The sequence below is a fragment of the Pseudomonas sp. PDM19 genome, from assembly GCF_014852215.1.
Taxonomy (GTDB): domain Bacteria; phylum Pseudomonadota; class Gammaproteobacteria; order Pseudomonadales; family Pseudomonadaceae; genus Pseudomonas.
The window spans coordinates 828,843-844,453 of the sequence record NZ_JACVBG010000002.1 but is presented as its reverse complement, the minus strand read 5'-3'; the positions used below and the strand labels follow the sequence as shown (position 1 = coordinate 844,453).

13 protein-coding genes and 1 pseudogene are annotated in these 15,611 nt (G+C 67.1%); 6 read left to right on the top strand and 8 right to left on the bottom strand.

Going from position 1 to position 15,611, the window contains the following annotated elements:
• Nucleotides 1–270: 270 nt before the first annotated feature.
• The gene (locus IB273_RS12280; RefSeq protein ID WP_225610155.1) at nucleotides 271–1,374 is read left to right on the top strand and encodes a helix-turn-helix transcriptional regulator; all 1,104 of its coding nucleotides are present in this window, start codon (nucleotides 271–273) and stop codon (nucleotides 1,372–1,374) included.
• Nucleotides 1,375–1,498: 124 nt separating this feature from the next.
• Complete coding sequence (locus IB273_RS12275; protein ID WP_151187878.1) at nucleotides 1,499–2,386, top strand: class I SAM-dependent methyltransferase; 888 nt, start codon at nucleotides 1,499–1,501, stop codon at nucleotides 2,384–2,386.
• Here the strand turns inward: IB273_RS12275 and IB273_RS12270 are convergent, their stop codons facing one another.
• From IB273_RS12270 to IB273_RS12250, 5 genes and pseudogenes are all read right to left on the bottom strand, one after another.
• Complete coding sequence (locus IB273_RS12270; RefSeq protein WP_192224171.1) at nucleotides 2,387–4,180, bottom strand: ABC transporter ATP-binding protein; 1,794 nt, start codon at nucleotides 4,178–4,180, stop codon at nucleotides 2,387–2,389. It lies immediately after the preceding gene.
• A complete protein-coding gene (locus IB273_RS12265) occupies nucleotides 4,173–4,775 on the bottom strand; it encodes a DsbA family protein (protein ID WP_174824625.1) in 603 nt (200 codons plus the stop codon). The genes IB273_RS12270 and IB273_RS12265 overlap by 8 nt, the downstream gene beginning before the upstream one ends.
• A gap of 36 nt (nucleotides 4,776–4,811) precedes the next feature.
• Nucleotides 4,812–5,747: a rhodanese-related sulfurtransferase gene (locus tag IB273_RS12260; RefSeq protein WP_192224170.1), complete on the bottom strand. Its 936-nt coding sequence runs from the start codon at nucleotides 5,745–5,747 to the stop codon at nucleotides 4,812–4,814.
• A gap of 162 nt (nucleotides 5,748–5,909) precedes the next feature.
• Nucleotides 5,910–6,218: a BolA family protein gene (locus IB273_RS12255; protein WP_081519214.1), complete on the bottom strand. Its 309-nt coding sequence runs from the start codon at nucleotides 6,216–6,218 to the stop codon at nucleotides 5,910–5,912.
• Nucleotides 6,219–6,278: 60 nt separating this feature from the next.
• Nucleotides 6,279–6,837, bottom strand: a pseudogene (locus IB273_RS12250) (DUF2059 domain-containing protein).
• A 121-nt stretch (nucleotides 6,838–6,958) separates the two neighbouring features.
• Between IB273_RS12250 and IB273_RS12245 the strand changes: the two are divergent.
• The 4 genes from IB273_RS12245 to aqpZ all read left to right on the top strand — a co-directional run bounded on the left by IB273_RS12245 (nucleotide 6,959) and on the right by aqpZ (nucleotide 10,961).
• Nucleotides 6,959–7,972 carry a DUF2804 domain-containing protein gene (locus IB273_RS12245; protein WP_081519213.1) on the top strand — a complete coding sequence of 338 codons (1,014 nt, stop codon included), beginning with the start codon at nucleotides 6,959–6,961 and terminating at the stop codon, nucleotides 7,970–7,972.
• 135 nt (nucleotides 7,973–8,107) lie between these two features.
• The gene (locus IB273_RS12240) at nucleotides 8,108–9,502 is read left to right on the top strand and encodes a class II fumarate hydratase (protein WP_081519212.1); all 1,395 of its coding nucleotides are present in this window, start codon (nucleotides 8,108–8,110) and stop codon (nucleotides 9,500–9,502) included.
• Nucleotides 9,495–10,118 (top strand): NAD(P)H-dependent oxidoreductase, encoded by a 624-nt coding sequence (locus IB273_RS12235; protein ID WP_192224168.1) that lies wholly within the window; start codon nucleotides 9,495–9,497, stop codon nucleotides 10,116–10,118. Before IB273_RS12240 ends, IB273_RS12235 begins: the two co-directional genes overlap by 8 nt.
• Before the next feature lie 159 nt (nucleotides 10,119–10,277).
• Entirely contained in the window at nucleotides 10,278–10,961 is a 684-nt protein-coding gene (gene aqpZ, locus IB273_RS12230) for an aquaporin Z (RefSeq protein ID WP_081519210.1), read from the top strand.
• 162 nt (nucleotides 10,962–11,123) lie between these two features.
• On the opposite strand, the gene IB273_RS12225 is transcribed toward aqpZ, so the two are convergent.
• From IB273_RS12225 to IB273_RS12215, 3 genes are all read right to left on the bottom strand, one after another.
• Entirely contained in the window at nucleotides 11,124–13,682 is a 2,559-nt protein-coding gene (locus IB273_RS12225) for a TonB-dependent receptor (protein ID WP_192224167.1), read from the bottom strand.
• A gap of 340 nt (nucleotides 13,683–14,022) precedes the next feature.
• Complete coding sequence (locus tag IB273_RS12220) at nucleotides 14,023–14,973, bottom strand: FecR family protein (protein ID WP_192224166.1); 951 nt, start codon at nucleotides 14,971–14,973, stop codon at nucleotides 14,023–14,025.
• Entirely contained in the window at nucleotides 14,970–15,491 is a 522-nt protein-coding gene (locus IB273_RS12215; protein WP_192224165.1) for a sigma-70 family RNA polymerase sigma factor, read from the bottom strand. The genes IB273_RS12220 and IB273_RS12215 overlap by 4 nt, the downstream gene beginning before the upstream one ends.
• Nucleotides 15,492–15,611: the final 120 nt, after the last annotated feature.

The window sequence follows — 15,611 nt, the reverse complement described above, 5'->3', positions numbered from 1 at the left end:
GCCGATCGCGGGAAATCCTCAAACTGTCTGCATGAGCTTGGTGGTCCGGATTCCAGCCGTCCGGCGGAAAAGTGCCAATTCGTTGTGTGAAATGCCTTCCGTCGCCATCCCACAATTCATCCGAAGCCGGCCGATTAGTGGCCTTGCGACACTCAAGGCCATGTGCCATACCTCGATCGTGCAATCTGCAAAGTGCAATCTGCACGGTGAACGAGCACGTTGAAAGCGCACGGCGAACAGTGCGATCCGCAAGCAACGGATGGAGCGGCCATGCCACGGCGGGATATGGACAGGCGGTACGACCGGCTGGTGGGGCTGACCTACGAGTGCGTACTCGACGAAGCCAACTGGCTGCCGCTGCTCACCGAGCTGATCTCAGCCAGCGGCCGCCAGCAGGGTGCCCTGTTGTTCTGGGACCAGACCGAGAGCGGCGCGCTGGCCAGCGAGATCAACCTCTGCGACCCCGGCGCCATCGAGACCTACAACCGCGAGTTCTGCACCATCGATCCGTCCAAGGGCTTCATGCTCCACCGCCCGGTCGGCCAGTGGTACCACGACCGCGAGGAATACGGCCCGCAGCGCATGGCCCGCGACCCGTACTACCAGGAATTCCAGCGCCCCAACGGCATGCACAACGTGTCGTGCCTGAAACTCAACGAGCAGGCCAACTCCGGCGTCTACCTGTCGGTGCTGACCAGCCTCGGCGCGCGCTACCCCACCCCGCAGGAACAGACCCTGCTGACCCGCCTGAGCGAGCACCTGACCCGCGCCGCGCGGATGTTCGGGCGTATCGACGAGATGCGCCAGCAACTGGCCCACCGCGACCTGCTGCTGGACCAGCACCCCACGCCGCTGTGGCTGCTCGAAGGCAACGCCCGCGTGCTGTACGCCAACCAGGCCGCTCAGCAGCGACTCGGTCTGCGCGGCGGGCTGTTCCATGAGGTTTTCGGCCGCCTGCACTGCCGCCAGCACGACGCGAAACTCCAGGCCCTGGTACGCCAGGCCGCGCCCCGCGCCGGCAAGGGCAAGGCCGGCTGGCTGCCGCTGGGCGATGGCAGCGGGCAGGAACTGCTGGTCACCCCGGTGCCCGCCGAGGCCAGCTTCAACCAGCCCTTCCAGCGCCCCGTGGTGCTGTTGGCGCTGCTCGACGCACACCGCCAGAGCCGCCTGCTGGGCGAACTGTTCGGCCTCACCCCGGCCGAGCAGCGCCTGGGCGACCTGCTGGTCCGCGGGCTGACGCCCGAACAGTGCGCCGACCAGCTCGGCACTTCGATCAATACGGTGCGCAGCCAACTGCGTGCGTTGTTCCGCAAGACCCACACCAGCCGCCAGGCCGAACTGGTCAGCCTGCTGGTGCGGCTCGGGCAGCGCTGAATTTTCGCGGCCGTCATTCATTCAGATGATGGCCCGGGGCCAAGTGCCCCCTAAGGTGTTGGACGGATCACCGGCAAGGCCGGTGGCGCTTTCTCATCACTGAGCGGTATCCCAGGTGGACGGCATGGACAACGGCACCCAGCAGAATCCGAACTCGCTAACCGAAGCCATCGAGCAACTCGAACAGCAGCTGCGTCACCTCAGGGACGACGAGACCGACCTGCTGGCGCTCGCCACCGGCAGCACGCCGCCGGCCGAGGCCCCGCGCGTGGTGCCCTTCCCCCGGCGCCGCGAACGGCCGATGGGTGAAGGCGCCGGCAACGCGGTGCTGATGGACTACCTCTACGGCATCGACAGCACCCTGCGTTCGCTGCTGCCCGATGGGCCGACCGAAGAGTTGTTCCGCTACGCCAGTTCTGCTCCCGCCTCCCGCGCACTGCGCTCGCGCCGCCAGTTGCTGGCGCGCGAGATCGACCGCTGCTGCCAACAGCTCAGCGGCCAGGCGCGCATTCTCTGTGTGGGCTGCGGACACCTGCGCGAGGCCGAGTTGGCACGTTCGCTGCGCCATGGCCAGTTCCGCCAGTTCACCGCGCTGGATGCGCAGGCGCTGTCCCTGCAGACGGTGGAGGCCAGCTATGCCGCGCTCGGCGTCCAGACGCAGCAATGCAACCTGGACGACCTGTTCTACGGGCGCCAGGACCTCTGCCATTTCGACCTGATCTACTCGCCGGGCCTCTACGAGGTGCTGGACGACCACGACGCCCGCGACCTGACCCGCAACCTGTTCGCCCGCCTGCTGCCCGGCGGGCGCCTGCTGATGGGCAACTTCCTCCCCGGCGTGCCGGACATCGCCTACCTCGAAGGCCTGCTGGACTGGCGCCCGCACTACCGCAGCGATGCCTGCCTGCTCGACCTGCTGCTGGGCATTCCCTACAACGACATCGGCAGCGCGCGGGTCTTCCACGACATGGGCAACTGCGTGGCCTTCCTCGAAGTCACCCGCTACGGCTGATCAGCCCTGCTGCAGGTGTCCGTACAGGCGCGCATAGAGCCCGCCTTCAGCGATGAGTTGCTGGTGGTCGCCGTCTTCGGCGATGCGCCCGCCGTCGAACACCAGCACGCGGTCGGCCTGTTTCACCGCGGACAGGCGGTGGGCGATGATCAGCGTGGTGCGCCCTTCGAGGAAGCGCTCCAGCGCCTGGTGCAGGGCGTACTCGGTGGCGGCGTCCAGGGCGGAAGTGGCTTCGTCGAGGATCACCACCCTCGGTTCGGCGAGCACCATGCGGGCAATTGCCAGGCGTTGCCGCTGGCCACCGGAGAGACGCACGCCGGAGCGCCCGACCACGCTGTCCAGGCCCTGCGGCAGGGCGCGGATGGTGTCCGCCAACTGCGCTACTTCCAGCGCGCGCCAGCAGGCTTCGTCACCGCGCTCGCGGCCCATGGTCAGGTTGGCGCGCACGGTGTCGTTGAACAGCGCGGGATGTTGCAGCACGACCGCGACATGTTCGCGCACGCAATCCAGACCGATCTCCTCCAGCGCCGCACCGCCGTAGCGGATGCTGCCGGACTGCGGCTGGTAGAGGCCCAGCAGCAGTTGCACCAGGGTGCTCTTGCCGCCGCCACTGGCACCGACGATGGCGACTTTCTCGCCGGGAGCGATATCCAGGTCGAGGCCGTCCAGCACCAGTTCGTCGCGGTAGGCGAAGCTCAGGTCGCGCACCTGGATGCCGACGCTGGTCTGCCCGGCAAACGGATCGCGGCGGTGCTGGTAATGCGGCTCATCGGAGCGCGCCAGCAGCTCGTTGATGCGGGTCAGCGCGCCCCCGGCGGCGTAGTAGGCGTACTGCAGGCTGAGCAGCTGTTCCACCGGTCCGATCATGAACCAGAGGTAGCTGAACACCGCGAGCATCTGGCCGATGGACAGGTCGGAGAACAGCACGGTGAGCATGGCCGCGGCGCGGAACAGGTCGATGCCGAACTGGAACAGCAGCCCGCTGGCGCGCCCGGCGGCGTCGCTCTTCCACTGCGAGGCGACGGCGTAGTCGCGCACTTCTCGAGCGCGCACGCCGAGACGTCCGAGGAAGAAGCCCTGGCGATTGCCGGCGCGCACTTCCTGGATGGCTTCGAGGGTTTCGGTCAGCGCCTGGGTGAAGCGCGAGGTGCTGTCGTTCTCCAGCTTCTTCAGGTGCTTCACGCGCTTGCCCAACTGCACCGTGGCGAAGATCACCAGCGGGTTGAACAGCAGGATCAGCAGCGCCAGCTTCCAGTGCATCCAGATCAGGATGCCGGCGGTGCCGCAGAGCGTCAGCAGTGCAACCAGGAAGCGGCTCAGGGTGTCGCCGACGAACTTGTCGAGGGTGTCGAGATCGGTCACCAGGTGCGCGCTGACCGAGCCGCCGCCGAGGGTCTCGTACTCGCCCAGGGCGATGCGTTTCAGGCGTTCGATCAGGCGCAGACGGATGCGGTACACCACGTCCTTGGACAACCGCGCGAACAACTTGGCCTGCAGCACGTTGAACACCAGCGCGCAGCTGCGCAGCACCAGGGTCACCAGCAGCATCAGGCCGATGTAGCCGACCGGCTTGTGCCAGCCCGCGGGCAGCCAGTGGTTCATCACCTGCAGGGCGGCGTCGCCCTTGCCCAGCAGCACTTCGTCCACCAGCAGCGGCAACAGCAGCGGGATCGGCACGCTGCAGGCGGTGGCCAGCACGGCGACCAGGTTGGCCAGCAGCAGGGCCTTGCGATGACGGAAAGCGAGCCGGCGAATCTCCGCCCAGCTCAGGCGGTCAGCGGACAGCTCAGGCATGCCGCCCGCGCTCCAGCCAGCGCTCCAGCAGCGGAGCGAGCTCGCCCAGTGGCTGGTAGCCGTTGGTCAGCAGGGCCAGCTGGCCGTCGCGCTCGGCCAGCAGCGTGGGGAAGCCGGCGATGCCCAGGTCGCGGGCCCAGGAAAAGTCGGCCAGGGTGGCCAGGTGGTTGTCCTGGCTGTCGAAGGCTTCGGCGAACTCGATGCGCGGCAGGCCGACCTGCTCGGCCAGTTCCGCGAGCACGCCGGCCTGGGTGACATCGCGGCCTTCGGCGTAGAACGCCTTTTGGATTTCGCCGACCAGCGCCCAGGCGCAGTCCTCGTCCAGGCGGCGCGCGGTGACCACCGCGCGGCAGGCGGGCTCGGTGTCGTAGACGAAGCCGTCGGGCAAGGCATCTTCGAAGCGGAACGGCTGGCCGGTGGCTTCATGCACCGCGTGCCAGTGTTCGAGGATGTAGCGCTTGGTGGTCGGCTCCAGCGCGGCGCCCTGCCCCGTGCGCAGCCCGCCCATCACCAGCGCCAGCGGCACACCCGCGGCGCGCGCCTGCTCCACCAACTGCCCGGCCACCGGGGCGAAGCCCCAGCACCAGGAGCACATCGGGTCCATCACGTAGAGCAGGCGGCTGGTCATGGATCAGGTCTCCGCGCGGGGATCACGGCCAATGGGGTGCGGCTGGTTGCGCTCGCGCGCCAGTTCGATCTGCTTCTGCCGCTCGCGGGCGCTGGCTCGGGTTTTCTCCGACAGCGTGTCCCAGCAGTGCGGGCAGCTGATGCCGGGAGCGTAGTGCTCGGAGGCACGATCGAGGGCCGAGATCGGGTTGCGGCAGGCATGGCACTGGTCGTAGTCACCTTCGGTCAGGTCATGGCGCACGGTCACGCGGTTGTCGAACACGAAGCAGTCACCACGCCAGAGGGTCTCGGCCTCGGGTACTTCCTCCAGGTACTTGAGGATGCCGCCCTTGAGATGGAACACCTCTTCGAAACCTTCGCTGAGCATGTAGCTCGACGCCTTCTCGCAACGGATGCCTCCGGTGCAGAACATCGCGACCTTCTTGTGTTTCGCCGGGTCGTAATGCTCGCGGATGTAGTCGGGGAATTCGCGGAACGACTTGGTCTTCGGGTCGATGGCGCCCTCGAAGGTGCCGATGGCCACTTCGTAGTCGTTGCGGGTGTCGATCAGCAGCACTTCCGGGTCGGAGATCAGCGCGTTCCAGTCCTGGGGTTCGACGTAGGTGCCGACCTTGGTGTTCGGGTCCACGCCGGGCACGCCGAGGGTGACGATTTCCTTCTTCAGCTTGACCTTGGTGCGGTAGAACGGCTGCTCGTCGCAGTAGGACTCCTTGTGGTCGACATCGGCCAGGCGCGCATCGGTGCGCAGCCAGTCGAGCAGGCCGTCGATGCCGGCGCGGGTGCCGGAGACGGTTCCATTGATGCCTTCCTCGGCGAGCAGCAGGGTGCCCTTCACGCCGTTGTCCAGCAGGGTCTGCAGCAGCGGTTCGCGCAGGGCGACGTAGTCGGGCAGGGAGACGAACTTGTACAACGCCGCGACGACGATTCTTTCGGTGGTCATGCATCACTCCAGTGGTCGCCCGCGTAAAGGGCGGACCGGGCTTCTTTGGAATCTAAAGCTGATCGACAGCTGAAAATGACAGCGCCGGCCAAAGGCCGGCGCTGGGTGTCGCATTCTACACGGAGCGGGGCCAGGCCCGCACGCGCTTGGTCAGCTCGCCAATCAGTGATGATCGTGCTTGCTGCCGCCACGGCAGGTCGGCGAATCCGGTGCCGCGCCCTGCTGCGCCCACTCCTCGGGGGTGTAGGTGTGCATCGCCAGGGCGTGGAACTGGCTCATCAGCTCGCCGAGCGTGGCATAGACCTTCTGATGCCGCTTCACCGCGTTCAGCCCGGCGAACGCCGGGCTGACGATCACGGCCTTGTAGTGCGTTTCCTGTCCGCGGCTGTGCATGTGGCTCTCGTCGAGCACCTCGAGGTGCTGGGGTTCGAGGGCGCTCAGGGCAGTCTGGATACGGTCACGCATGCTCATGTCGGGTCTCGCTGGCAATCAGGCAGTCAATACGGTTGGGGCAATGATACAGGCTTTGGATCAGGGCTTCTTGGCCGGAGCGACCGGGGCCTTCACGCCCAGTTCCTTGTCCATGTCGGCCATCAGCTTGTTCACCGGCTCTACGGCGGTCTGCAGTTTGGCCTGGGTCAGCTGGGCGGATTCGGCGGTCAGGCGCGGCATCTTCTCCAGCACCTTGCGGCCCAGGGGCGAGGCGTAGAAGTCGTTCAGCTGCTTGAGCTCGGATTCGCTGAAGTTGCTGGTGTAGAGCTTGACCAGTTCGGGCTTGAGCTTGTCCCAACCCACCGCGCGGTCCAGTTCGGCGTTGGCCTTGGCCTGGTAGCGGTCGAGCACCGCCTTCTTGCTGTCCGGCGCCTTGGCCTGGGCGAAGCGCTGGGCGAGCATCTGCTGGACTTGCGCGTAGACCGGCACGGTCAGCTTGTCGGCATGGACCTGCTTGAGAAACTTCTCCGCCTCGGCGTTGGCGTCAGCCAGTGCCACGGAACTGAAGCCAACCAGAAGTGCTGCGGTGCAGAGGGAACGAAGAACGGTCATGGGGCAGTCCTGTGAGTCTGAAGGGTGTCCGGGTGGGACCCGCCATTCTGCGCCTAAGTTCGGAATGTGCTCAAGAGAGTGCCAAATGCCCTGGAAGTGACCGGCTTCTCTTGTCGTACAGTTCCCGAAACGGCATGCTGCGGCGCGTTGCCACATGGATGTGACCGATGAACACCCTCACCCACCCGCCGACGCTCGTCGCCGCGCCGCCCCTGTGCGATGCGCGCGGCCGCCTGAACAGCGCGGCCGTGGGCTGGTCGTCGCGGCCACAGACGCTCTGCCAGCTGTCCGGCAACGCCGGCCGGCGCAAGCGCTGGAACCACTGGTGCATCAACGCGCCGGGCTGGATGCTCTCGATCACCATCGCCGACCTCGACTACCTGGGCTACGGCGCCGTGTACTTCCTCGACCTGGAAACCGGACAGTCGGTGCACCGCACCCAGTTCAGCCCCTTCGGCCTGGGCTGCCACCTGCCGGACACGCCCAACCAGAGCCATCGCTTCGAGCACGGCCAACTGTGCCTGGGCTTCGACGAACAGCCCGGCCAGCTGCGCATCACCGCCTGCGCGCCGAACCTGGGCGGCCAGCCCCTGAACCTCTCGCTGGAAGTGCAGCGCCCGGCGCACCTGGAGTCGGTCAACCTGGTGGTGCCCATGGGCGGCAAGTGCTTCCATGCCTGCAGCCGGCAGATGGGCCTGCCGATCAGCGGCAGCCTCACCCTCGGCCACAAGACCTATCGCTGCACTGACGGCCAGAGCTTCGCTGCGCTGGATTTCGGCCGGGGCGTCTGGCCGTTCAATACCCAATGGACCCGCGCCGCCTTCGCCGCGCCCGGCGGCATCGCCGGCAACTTCGGCGCCGGCTGGACAGAAAACAGCCACCTGAGCGAGAACGCCCTGTGGTTCGGCGGCGAGCTACAGGCGCTGGACGGCCCTGTGGATATCCGCCAGGTGCCGCACGACCCGTTGTCGCCCTGGCAGCTGCGCGGCAGCGATGAACGTGTCGACCTCACCTTCACCCCGCGCAAGCTGCACCGCGCCTGCCCGCGCCTGGGCCCGCTGTTCGCCGAGACCTGCCAGTGGTTCGGCCGCTTCGACGGCTCGCTGCGCAGCGACGAGGGCGACCTGGTGCCGGTCAATGGCGCGCTGGGCTGGGTCGGCTCCACGCACGCCCGTTGGTGACTGCCCGCTGGCGCCTGCCTGTCGCCGAGTCTCGCACGCCAGCCAAACCGCTCTATCACGGCCATTGAGCCGGAGTGGAACCCGGAAGCCCCACAGCGGCCTAAACTGGCCGAGACCCTTTTCCGGAGAAGCACCATGAGCCGCACCGAAACCGACAGCCTCGGTCCCATCGAGGTCCCCGACGATGCCTACTGGGGTGCGCAGACCCAGCGCTCGCTGCAGAACTTCGCCATCGGCGGGCAGCGCATGCCGCTGGCCGTGGTGCACGCCCTGGCGCTGATCAAGAAGGCCGCCGCCCGCGTGAATGCGCAACTGGGCGAATTGCCGGAGAACATCACCAGCCTGATCGAGGAAGCCGCCGACGAAGTGCTGGCGGGCGAGCACGATGACCAGTTCCCCCTCGTCGTCTGGCAGACCGGTAGCGGCACCCAGAGCAACATGAACGTCAACGAGGTCATCGCCGGGCGTGCCAACGAGATCGCCGGCAACGGCCGCGGCGGCAAGAAGCCGGTGCACCCCAACGACCACGTGAACCGCGCACAGAGCTCCAACGACAGCTTCCCCACCGCCATGCACATCGCCGCCGCGCAAGCGGTGCAGAACGACCTGCTGCCGGCCATCGCCGAACTCAGTGGCGGCCTCGCCCAACAGGCCGCGCGCCACGCCAACCTGGTGAAGACCGGGCGCACCCACCTGATGGACGCAACACCAGTCACCTTCGGCCAGGAGCTTTCCGCCTTCGTCGCCCAGCTGGACTACGCCGAACGCGCCCTGCGCGCGGCACTGCCGGCGGTCTACGAACTGGCCCAGGGCGGCACCGCCGTCGGCACCGGGCTGAATGCCCCCAAGGAATTCGCCGACGCCATTGCCGCCGAGCTGGCCGACCTCTCCGGCCTGCCCTTCGTCTCCGCGCCGAACAAGTTCGCCGCCCTCGCCGGCCACGAACCGCTGGTGACCCTGGCCGGCGCCATGAAGACCCTCGCCGTGGCGCTGATGAAGATCGCCAACGACCTGCGTCTGCTCGGCTCCGGCCCCCGCGCGGGCTTTGCCGAAGTGAAGCTGCCGGCCAACGAACCGGGCTCCTCGATCATGCCCGGCAAGGTCAACCCGACCCAGTGCGAGGCGCTGTCGATGCTCGCCTGCCAGGTGTTCGGCAACGACGCGGCGATCACCTTCGCCGCCAGCCAGGGCCACCTGCAGCTCAACGTCTACAAGCCGGTGATCATCCACAACCTGCTCGAATCCGCGCGCCTGCTGGCCGACGGCTGCCGCAACTTCAACACCCACTGCGTCGCCGGCATGGAGCCGGACGCGGCGAAGATGCGCGAGCACCTGGACCGCGGCCTGATGCTGGTGACCGCGCTGAACCCGCACATCGGCTACGACAAGGCCGCCGAGATCGCCAAGAAGGCCTACGCCGAAGGCAAGACCCTGCGCGAAGCCGCACTGGAACTGGGCTACCTGACCGACGCCGAGTTCGACCAGTGGGTGCGCCCGGAGACCATGCTGGAGGCCGGGCAGAATGGTTGAACCGACCCGCTCCGGCGCCACCCCGATCGAGGGCGACGGCAAGCGCGTGCTGCTGGTGCTGGGTTCGCCCAAGCCCGGCGGCTTCTGCCACGCGGTGGCCGACGCCTACGCCCACGGCGCCCGCGCCAAGGGCCACGTGGTGCACACGCTCAGGCTCGGCGAGCTGAACTTCGACCCGGTGCTGCGCGGCGGCTACGAACAGAGCCAGAACCTGGAGCCGGACGTGCTCGAAGCCCAGCGGCAGATTCACTGGGCGCAGCACATCGCCTTCGTCTACCCGATCTGGTGGGGCGGCCTGCCGGCGCTCCTGCAGGGCTTCTTCGACCGCGTGCTGCAGCCGGGCTTCGCCTTCCGCTACCGCTCGCTGGAATCCCGCGAGTTCGAGCCGCTGCTGGGCGGGCGCAGCGCCGACCTGCTGGTCAGCCACGACCAGACCCATTGGCACTACCGCCTGCGCCAGGGCGCCCCGGCCCACCGGCAGATGACCCGCTGCATCCTCGCACCCTGTGGCATCGCCCTGCACCACCTGGAGGAGTTCAGCCCGGTGCGCGGCTCCGGCGAGGAGCAGCGGCAAGGCTGGCTGCGCCGGGCGGAACAGCTGGGCACGCAGGTCTGAACGGCCGGCGGAGGGCGGATGGCGCGCTATCCGCCCTCCGCTGCCCCCTTCAGAAGGTATTCCCTACACCTTGGGAAATCCCCTACACCGCGCCAACCTCCCATTTCCCTAGCATGCGCAAGCCCGAATTCCGGGCTTCTCTTTGCCTCTGGAGGCAGCATGCTTCGCAAACTTTCCGCCGAAATGATCGGCACTTTCTGGCTGGTGTTCGGTGGTTGCGGCAGCGCCATCTTCGCGGCCCACGCCATTGGCGTGCTGGGTGTTGCCCTGGCCTTCGGCCTGACGGTCGTGACCATGGCCTATGCCATCGGCCCGATCTCCGGCTGCCACCTCAACCCTGCCGTCACCCTCGGCCTGTGGGCCGGCGGCCGCGTCCGTACCCTGGACGTCGTGCCGTACATCGTCGCCCAGGTCATTGGCGGCGTGCTCGCCGGTGCCGTGCTGTTCTACATCGCTTCCGGCAAGCCGGGCTTCGACGCACTGGCGGGCTTTGCCGCCAACGGCTTCGGTGAAGGCTCGCCCACCGGCTACAGCATGCAGTCCGCGCTGGCCATCGAAGTGCTGCTGACCGCGTTCTTCCTGTTCGTGATCATGGGCGCCACCGACAGCAAGCTGGCCCCGGCCGGTTTCGCGCCGATCGCCATCGGCCTGACGCTGACCCTGATCCACCTGATCAGCATCCCGATCGACAACACTTCGGTGAACCCGGCGCGCAGCCTGGGCGTGGCGCTGTTCGCCGACCCGCTGTTCATGAAGCAACTGTGGTTGTTCTGGGTCGGCCCGCTGGTGGGCGGTGTGATCGGTGCACTGGTCTATCGCGTGGTGCGTCCGACCTCCGCCTGATTCACCCTGCATTGCCGTTACGAAACGGGCGCCTTCGGGCGCCCGTTTTCGTTGGTATGCAGGTAGGGCGCATAACGCCCCCCAGCGTTATCCGCCATCGTCGCAGCCGGTGTAGAAAGCGTTCCGTTTTATGCGCCCTACAGGTGTCCCGCGAGGGAGACTTCAGAAGTACTGGGTGAGGCTGAACTTGGCGTTGCGGCCCTGGCTGTACACGCTATCGCCGGCCAGCGCGGGGTGGTAATCGCGGTTGAACAGGTTGTCCACGGTGAAGTTCAGCTCGGTGTTCTCCAGGCCCAGACTGCGCGGCTTCCAACTGGCGAACACGCGGTGGGTGTCGTAACTGTCATTCACTGTCTGGTCCCAGAAGATGTCGCCGACGCTGGTGCCCATTCCGCCGGAATACTTGTCGCTGGGCAGACGGTCGGTCTTGCGGACGAACTCGCCCTGCCAGCCGACCTGCGCATCCCACGCCGGGATCTTGGTGCCCAGGGTGGCGACCCACTTGGCCGGCGGCACGTCGCGCGCCCACACATTGGGGCCCCAGGGGTTGCTGTAGGCGCCGTCGTGCTTGCCGGTCACCCACGAATACGACAGCCCGCCGAACAGCCAGGGGCTGTCGTAGAAGCTCTCGACCTCGAAGCCCTTGTAGGTCACGCCCGGCAGGTTGCGGTAGTTGGACAGCGGCAGGTAGTCGCCGCAGCTGCCGGAGATGGTGCCGTTGTCGATGGCCTGCTGCTCGCAGCCGACGCTGCGGGTGCGGAAGATCTCGTCCTTGATCTTGTTCTGGAACAGCGTGGTGCGCACCTGCAGGTTGTCGCCGTTGATGAACAGGTCCGGCAGGTTGACCAGCGAACCGAAGCGCAGCGCGTGGATGCGCTCGGGGTCCAGGTCACGGCTGGTGGCGCTGACCGTGCTGCTGTTCTGCACCTCGTACATTTCGTCGATCACCGGCGCGCGCCAGGTGCGGCTGTAGTCGGCGAAGAAGCCCAGGCGCTCGGTGGCGGTCCAGAACAGCGACAGGCGCGGCGACCAGCCGCTGTAGGTCTGCGAGCTGTAGTCATGGCCCTGCGCGGCGTTGTTGTAGAGCGGCGCGTCGTTGTCCTTGCCCTGGTTGCGCACGTGGTCGAAGCGCAGCGACGGGGTGATGGTCACGCTGCCCAGGGTCAGCGCGTCCTGGATGTAGGCGCTGTTGGTGTTCTGCTTGCCGCTGGGCATGAAGGTCGGCTGGAAGTGGCCGTAGTTGTAGCGCGCGGTATCGTAGGTGGAGCCGGGGATGTACATGTCGGTGGTGCGGGTGTGGCGGTGGAACTGCGTGCCGATGGTGAACGCGTGCTGCACCGGGCCGGTGGCGAACAGGCTGCTGTTGCGCAGCTCCAGCACCTTGTCCTTGTAGTCGGTGTCCATCTTGCGGCCACCGGTGGAGACCTGGAAGAAGGCGTCCGGATTACGCTCGTCGGTCTGGTCGATGTGCGACTCGGAGTACTGCACCATCAGGTCGATCAGCGGGTTGTCGATGGGGTGGTATTCGTACTTGCCGGACCAGGTGGTGTCGGTGGTGTCGCGGTGCGCCAGCAGACGCTTGAGCGCATCTTCGTAGCCGTAGCGGTCGATGCTCGACTGGGTCGGCGGTGTCGGATAGGACGCCGAGGAGAACGGCGTCCAGCGGGTGCTGTGCGAGCGGCTGTAGGCGAGGCTGATGTCGTTGTCGAGGTTGGGGTGCAGGTTCAGCTTGAACAACCCAGCATCGAGGTCCTGGGCGCTGTTGGGCAGGCGGCTGGGGTTGATCGGGTAGTTGTTGTTCGGGTCGGGGATGTGCCCGGCGAGCTTGATGTCGCGGCCGTCACGGGCGGTCAGGTAGGCCAGGGCATCGACCTTGCGGTCCTCGGTTCGGCCGTAGACGGCGCCGCTGTAGATCTTCTGCTGGTCGTTGGAGTGGTAGCCGTACTTGAGCATGGCGCCGACGTTCTGGTCGTCACGCAGCATGTCCGGCGCGTCCTTGGTCTCCATGTGTACGGTGCCGCCGAAGCCGCCGTTGCCGTTGTAGACCGAGTGCGGGCCCTTCTCCACCTCGATGCGCTTGATCAGTTCCGGTTCGATGAACACGGTGCCTTGCTGGTAGCGCTCGAAGCCGCTCTTGGTCGCGCCGTCGAGGGTGAAGGGCACGTCCTCGGCATCGCCCAGGCCCCAGATATTGACGGTCTGCCCGCCCGGCTTGGGCGAGCCGCCCATGGTCACGCCGGGCAGGGTCTGCAGCAGGGTGGGAATGTTGTCGGCCTGGATGCGCTCGATGTCCTTGCGGGTCAGGGTCGAGCGACCGACGCTGCTGGAGTCCACCGACAGGCCGCTGCCGACGATGGTCTGCGAGTCCAGTTCGATGGCGTTGTCGCTGAACTTGTCGACCTTACCCGCGCGGCGCACGACGAAGCCGTCGCCGGCCTCCACCAGTTCCAGCGACGAGCCCTTGAGCAACTGCTCGAGCGCCTCGCGCATGCTGTAGCGACCACTTACCGCCGGCGCCTTGAGGCCGTCCAGCTGGGAGGCGTCGTAGAGCACCTGGACGCCGGCCTGCTGCGACAGGCTGCCGATGGATTCGCTCAGCGCCTGTGCCGGCAGGTCGACCTGCCAGTCGGCGGCGCGGCTGTACTCGGCCATCATCAGGCTGCCGAGCAGCACGGCGCAGCCCAGCGGGCGCGCGAACGGGAAGTTGAAACGAGACTGCATGCAAGGCCCTCCCCAGGGTCGAAAAGCGCTGCGCGTTTCGCAGCGAATGACGGGGAAGACCCTCATTCGAGAAAAACCCACACCTGCAAATAAAAATATTTCTCAAAAAAGAATCGAATCTGGGTCGTTGCTGTTTTTGCAGGAGCGGACTCCGTCCGCGATGTGCAACCGGCCAGCTCGGAGCCGCCGGAAATCGATCGCGGACGCAGTCCGCTCCTACGTAATGGGCCAGCGCTGTAGGGCGATTAACCTGGAACAGGTTATCCGCCGGCTCCGTTGCGGCGGATAACGCTGGCGCGTTATGCGCCCTACCTTCAGGCCGGGCGCGGGAGCGGGGCAATCAGCGCGGCAGGATGACCGCGCTGCCGTCGGCCTTGCGCTGTACGCGCACATCCAGCAGCGCCGGCAAGGCCGCGAGGAAATCGTCCGGACGGGCCAGGCGCACGTTGCCGGAAATGGGCTTGTCCGCCAGGCGCTGGTCACCCAGACGGATTGGCGCGGCACGGTATTGCGACAGCTCATCCACCAGCACACCCAGCGGCTGGTTGCGGAAGGCGAGCATGCCGTCGCGCCACGCAGCGATGGCGGCAATCGGCACGCGGTCGACCTGCGCCTCCCCTGCTCCACTCGACAACCGGGCACGATCACCCGCGGTCAGCGTCTGCTCGCCCGGCGCAGCGAGCTGCGCCTGCAACGCCACTTTGCCGTGACGCACGGCGACGGTCAGGCCATCGCCCTCGCGGTGGACATCGAAGCCGGTGCCGAGCACCCGCACCCGGCTTTCGCCGGCGGTCACGCGGAAGGGCCGGTCGGCGTCATGGGTCACTTCGAAATAGGCTTCGCCGCGCAGCAATCGCACATCGCGCCAGCCCTCGGAGTAGTCCACCCGCAGTGTGGAATCCGCCGCCAGGAACACCCGCGTGCCATCGACCAGCGTGACCTCGCGCTGCTCGCCCGGCGCGGTGGACTGCACCCGCTGCGGATCGGCCAGGCGGCCGCCACTGAAGTCGTTGGCCAGCAGCAACGCCGCGCAGAACACGCTGGCAGCGGCCAGCCAGCGCCAGGGCAGGCTGGAGCCGCGACGCGGCGCGATGGCGGGCCGGCGAAGCTGGTCGAGATCACTCCACAGCTGCTCGATCTCGCGGTAGGCCGATGCATGGGCCGGGTCTTCCGCCAGCCAGTCGGCGAAGGCCTGGCGCTCGCAGGCATCACAGGCGCCCGAGCGCTGGTGGCTGAACCACTTGGCGGCCAGTTCGTCGATCACCTGCTGGCGCTCCTCTTGCGGCGTCATGCTTCGCCCTCTCCCTGAACGTGCCGCTTGCAGTGCAACAGCGCACTGGCGACGTGCTTCTCCACCATGCTCAGCGAGATCCCCATGCGCCGCGCCACCTCGGGCTGCGACAGGCCGTCGAACTTGTGCAGGATGAAGGCCTCGCGGCGGCGTGGCGGCAAGCTGTCCAGCGCCTGGGAAAGCTGCCGCAGGTATCGTTGTCGCTCGAACTGCACCACGGGTTCGCCCCCTTCGGCGGCCGGTTGCTGGTCAGTATCCGTGGCCTCTTCCGGCTCGCTGGCGAAGCGCCGGGAGCGCTGCCAGTGATCGCGCAGCAGATTGCGCGCGACCTGGAACAGGAAGGCGCGCGGCTGCTCCACCTGATGCCGCGAGGAAGACTTGAGCCATTGGGCAAAGGCGTCCTGGGCAAGGTCGGCGGCGTCCGCCGAGCTGCCCAGCTGCTTGCGCAGGAAGCGCAGCAACTCGCCGTGGAAGGAGCGATAGGCCTGGGACACCGAACGGGAGAAACGCTCATCCATCGACGCACGCCTCCCGGCGTCGCCGTCCTGCCCCACAATTGCCCGCTACCACGTCGCCCCCAGAACCGGGGCGCTTGGCCACCGGCAACTATCGAATTACACAAATGATAATACATATCA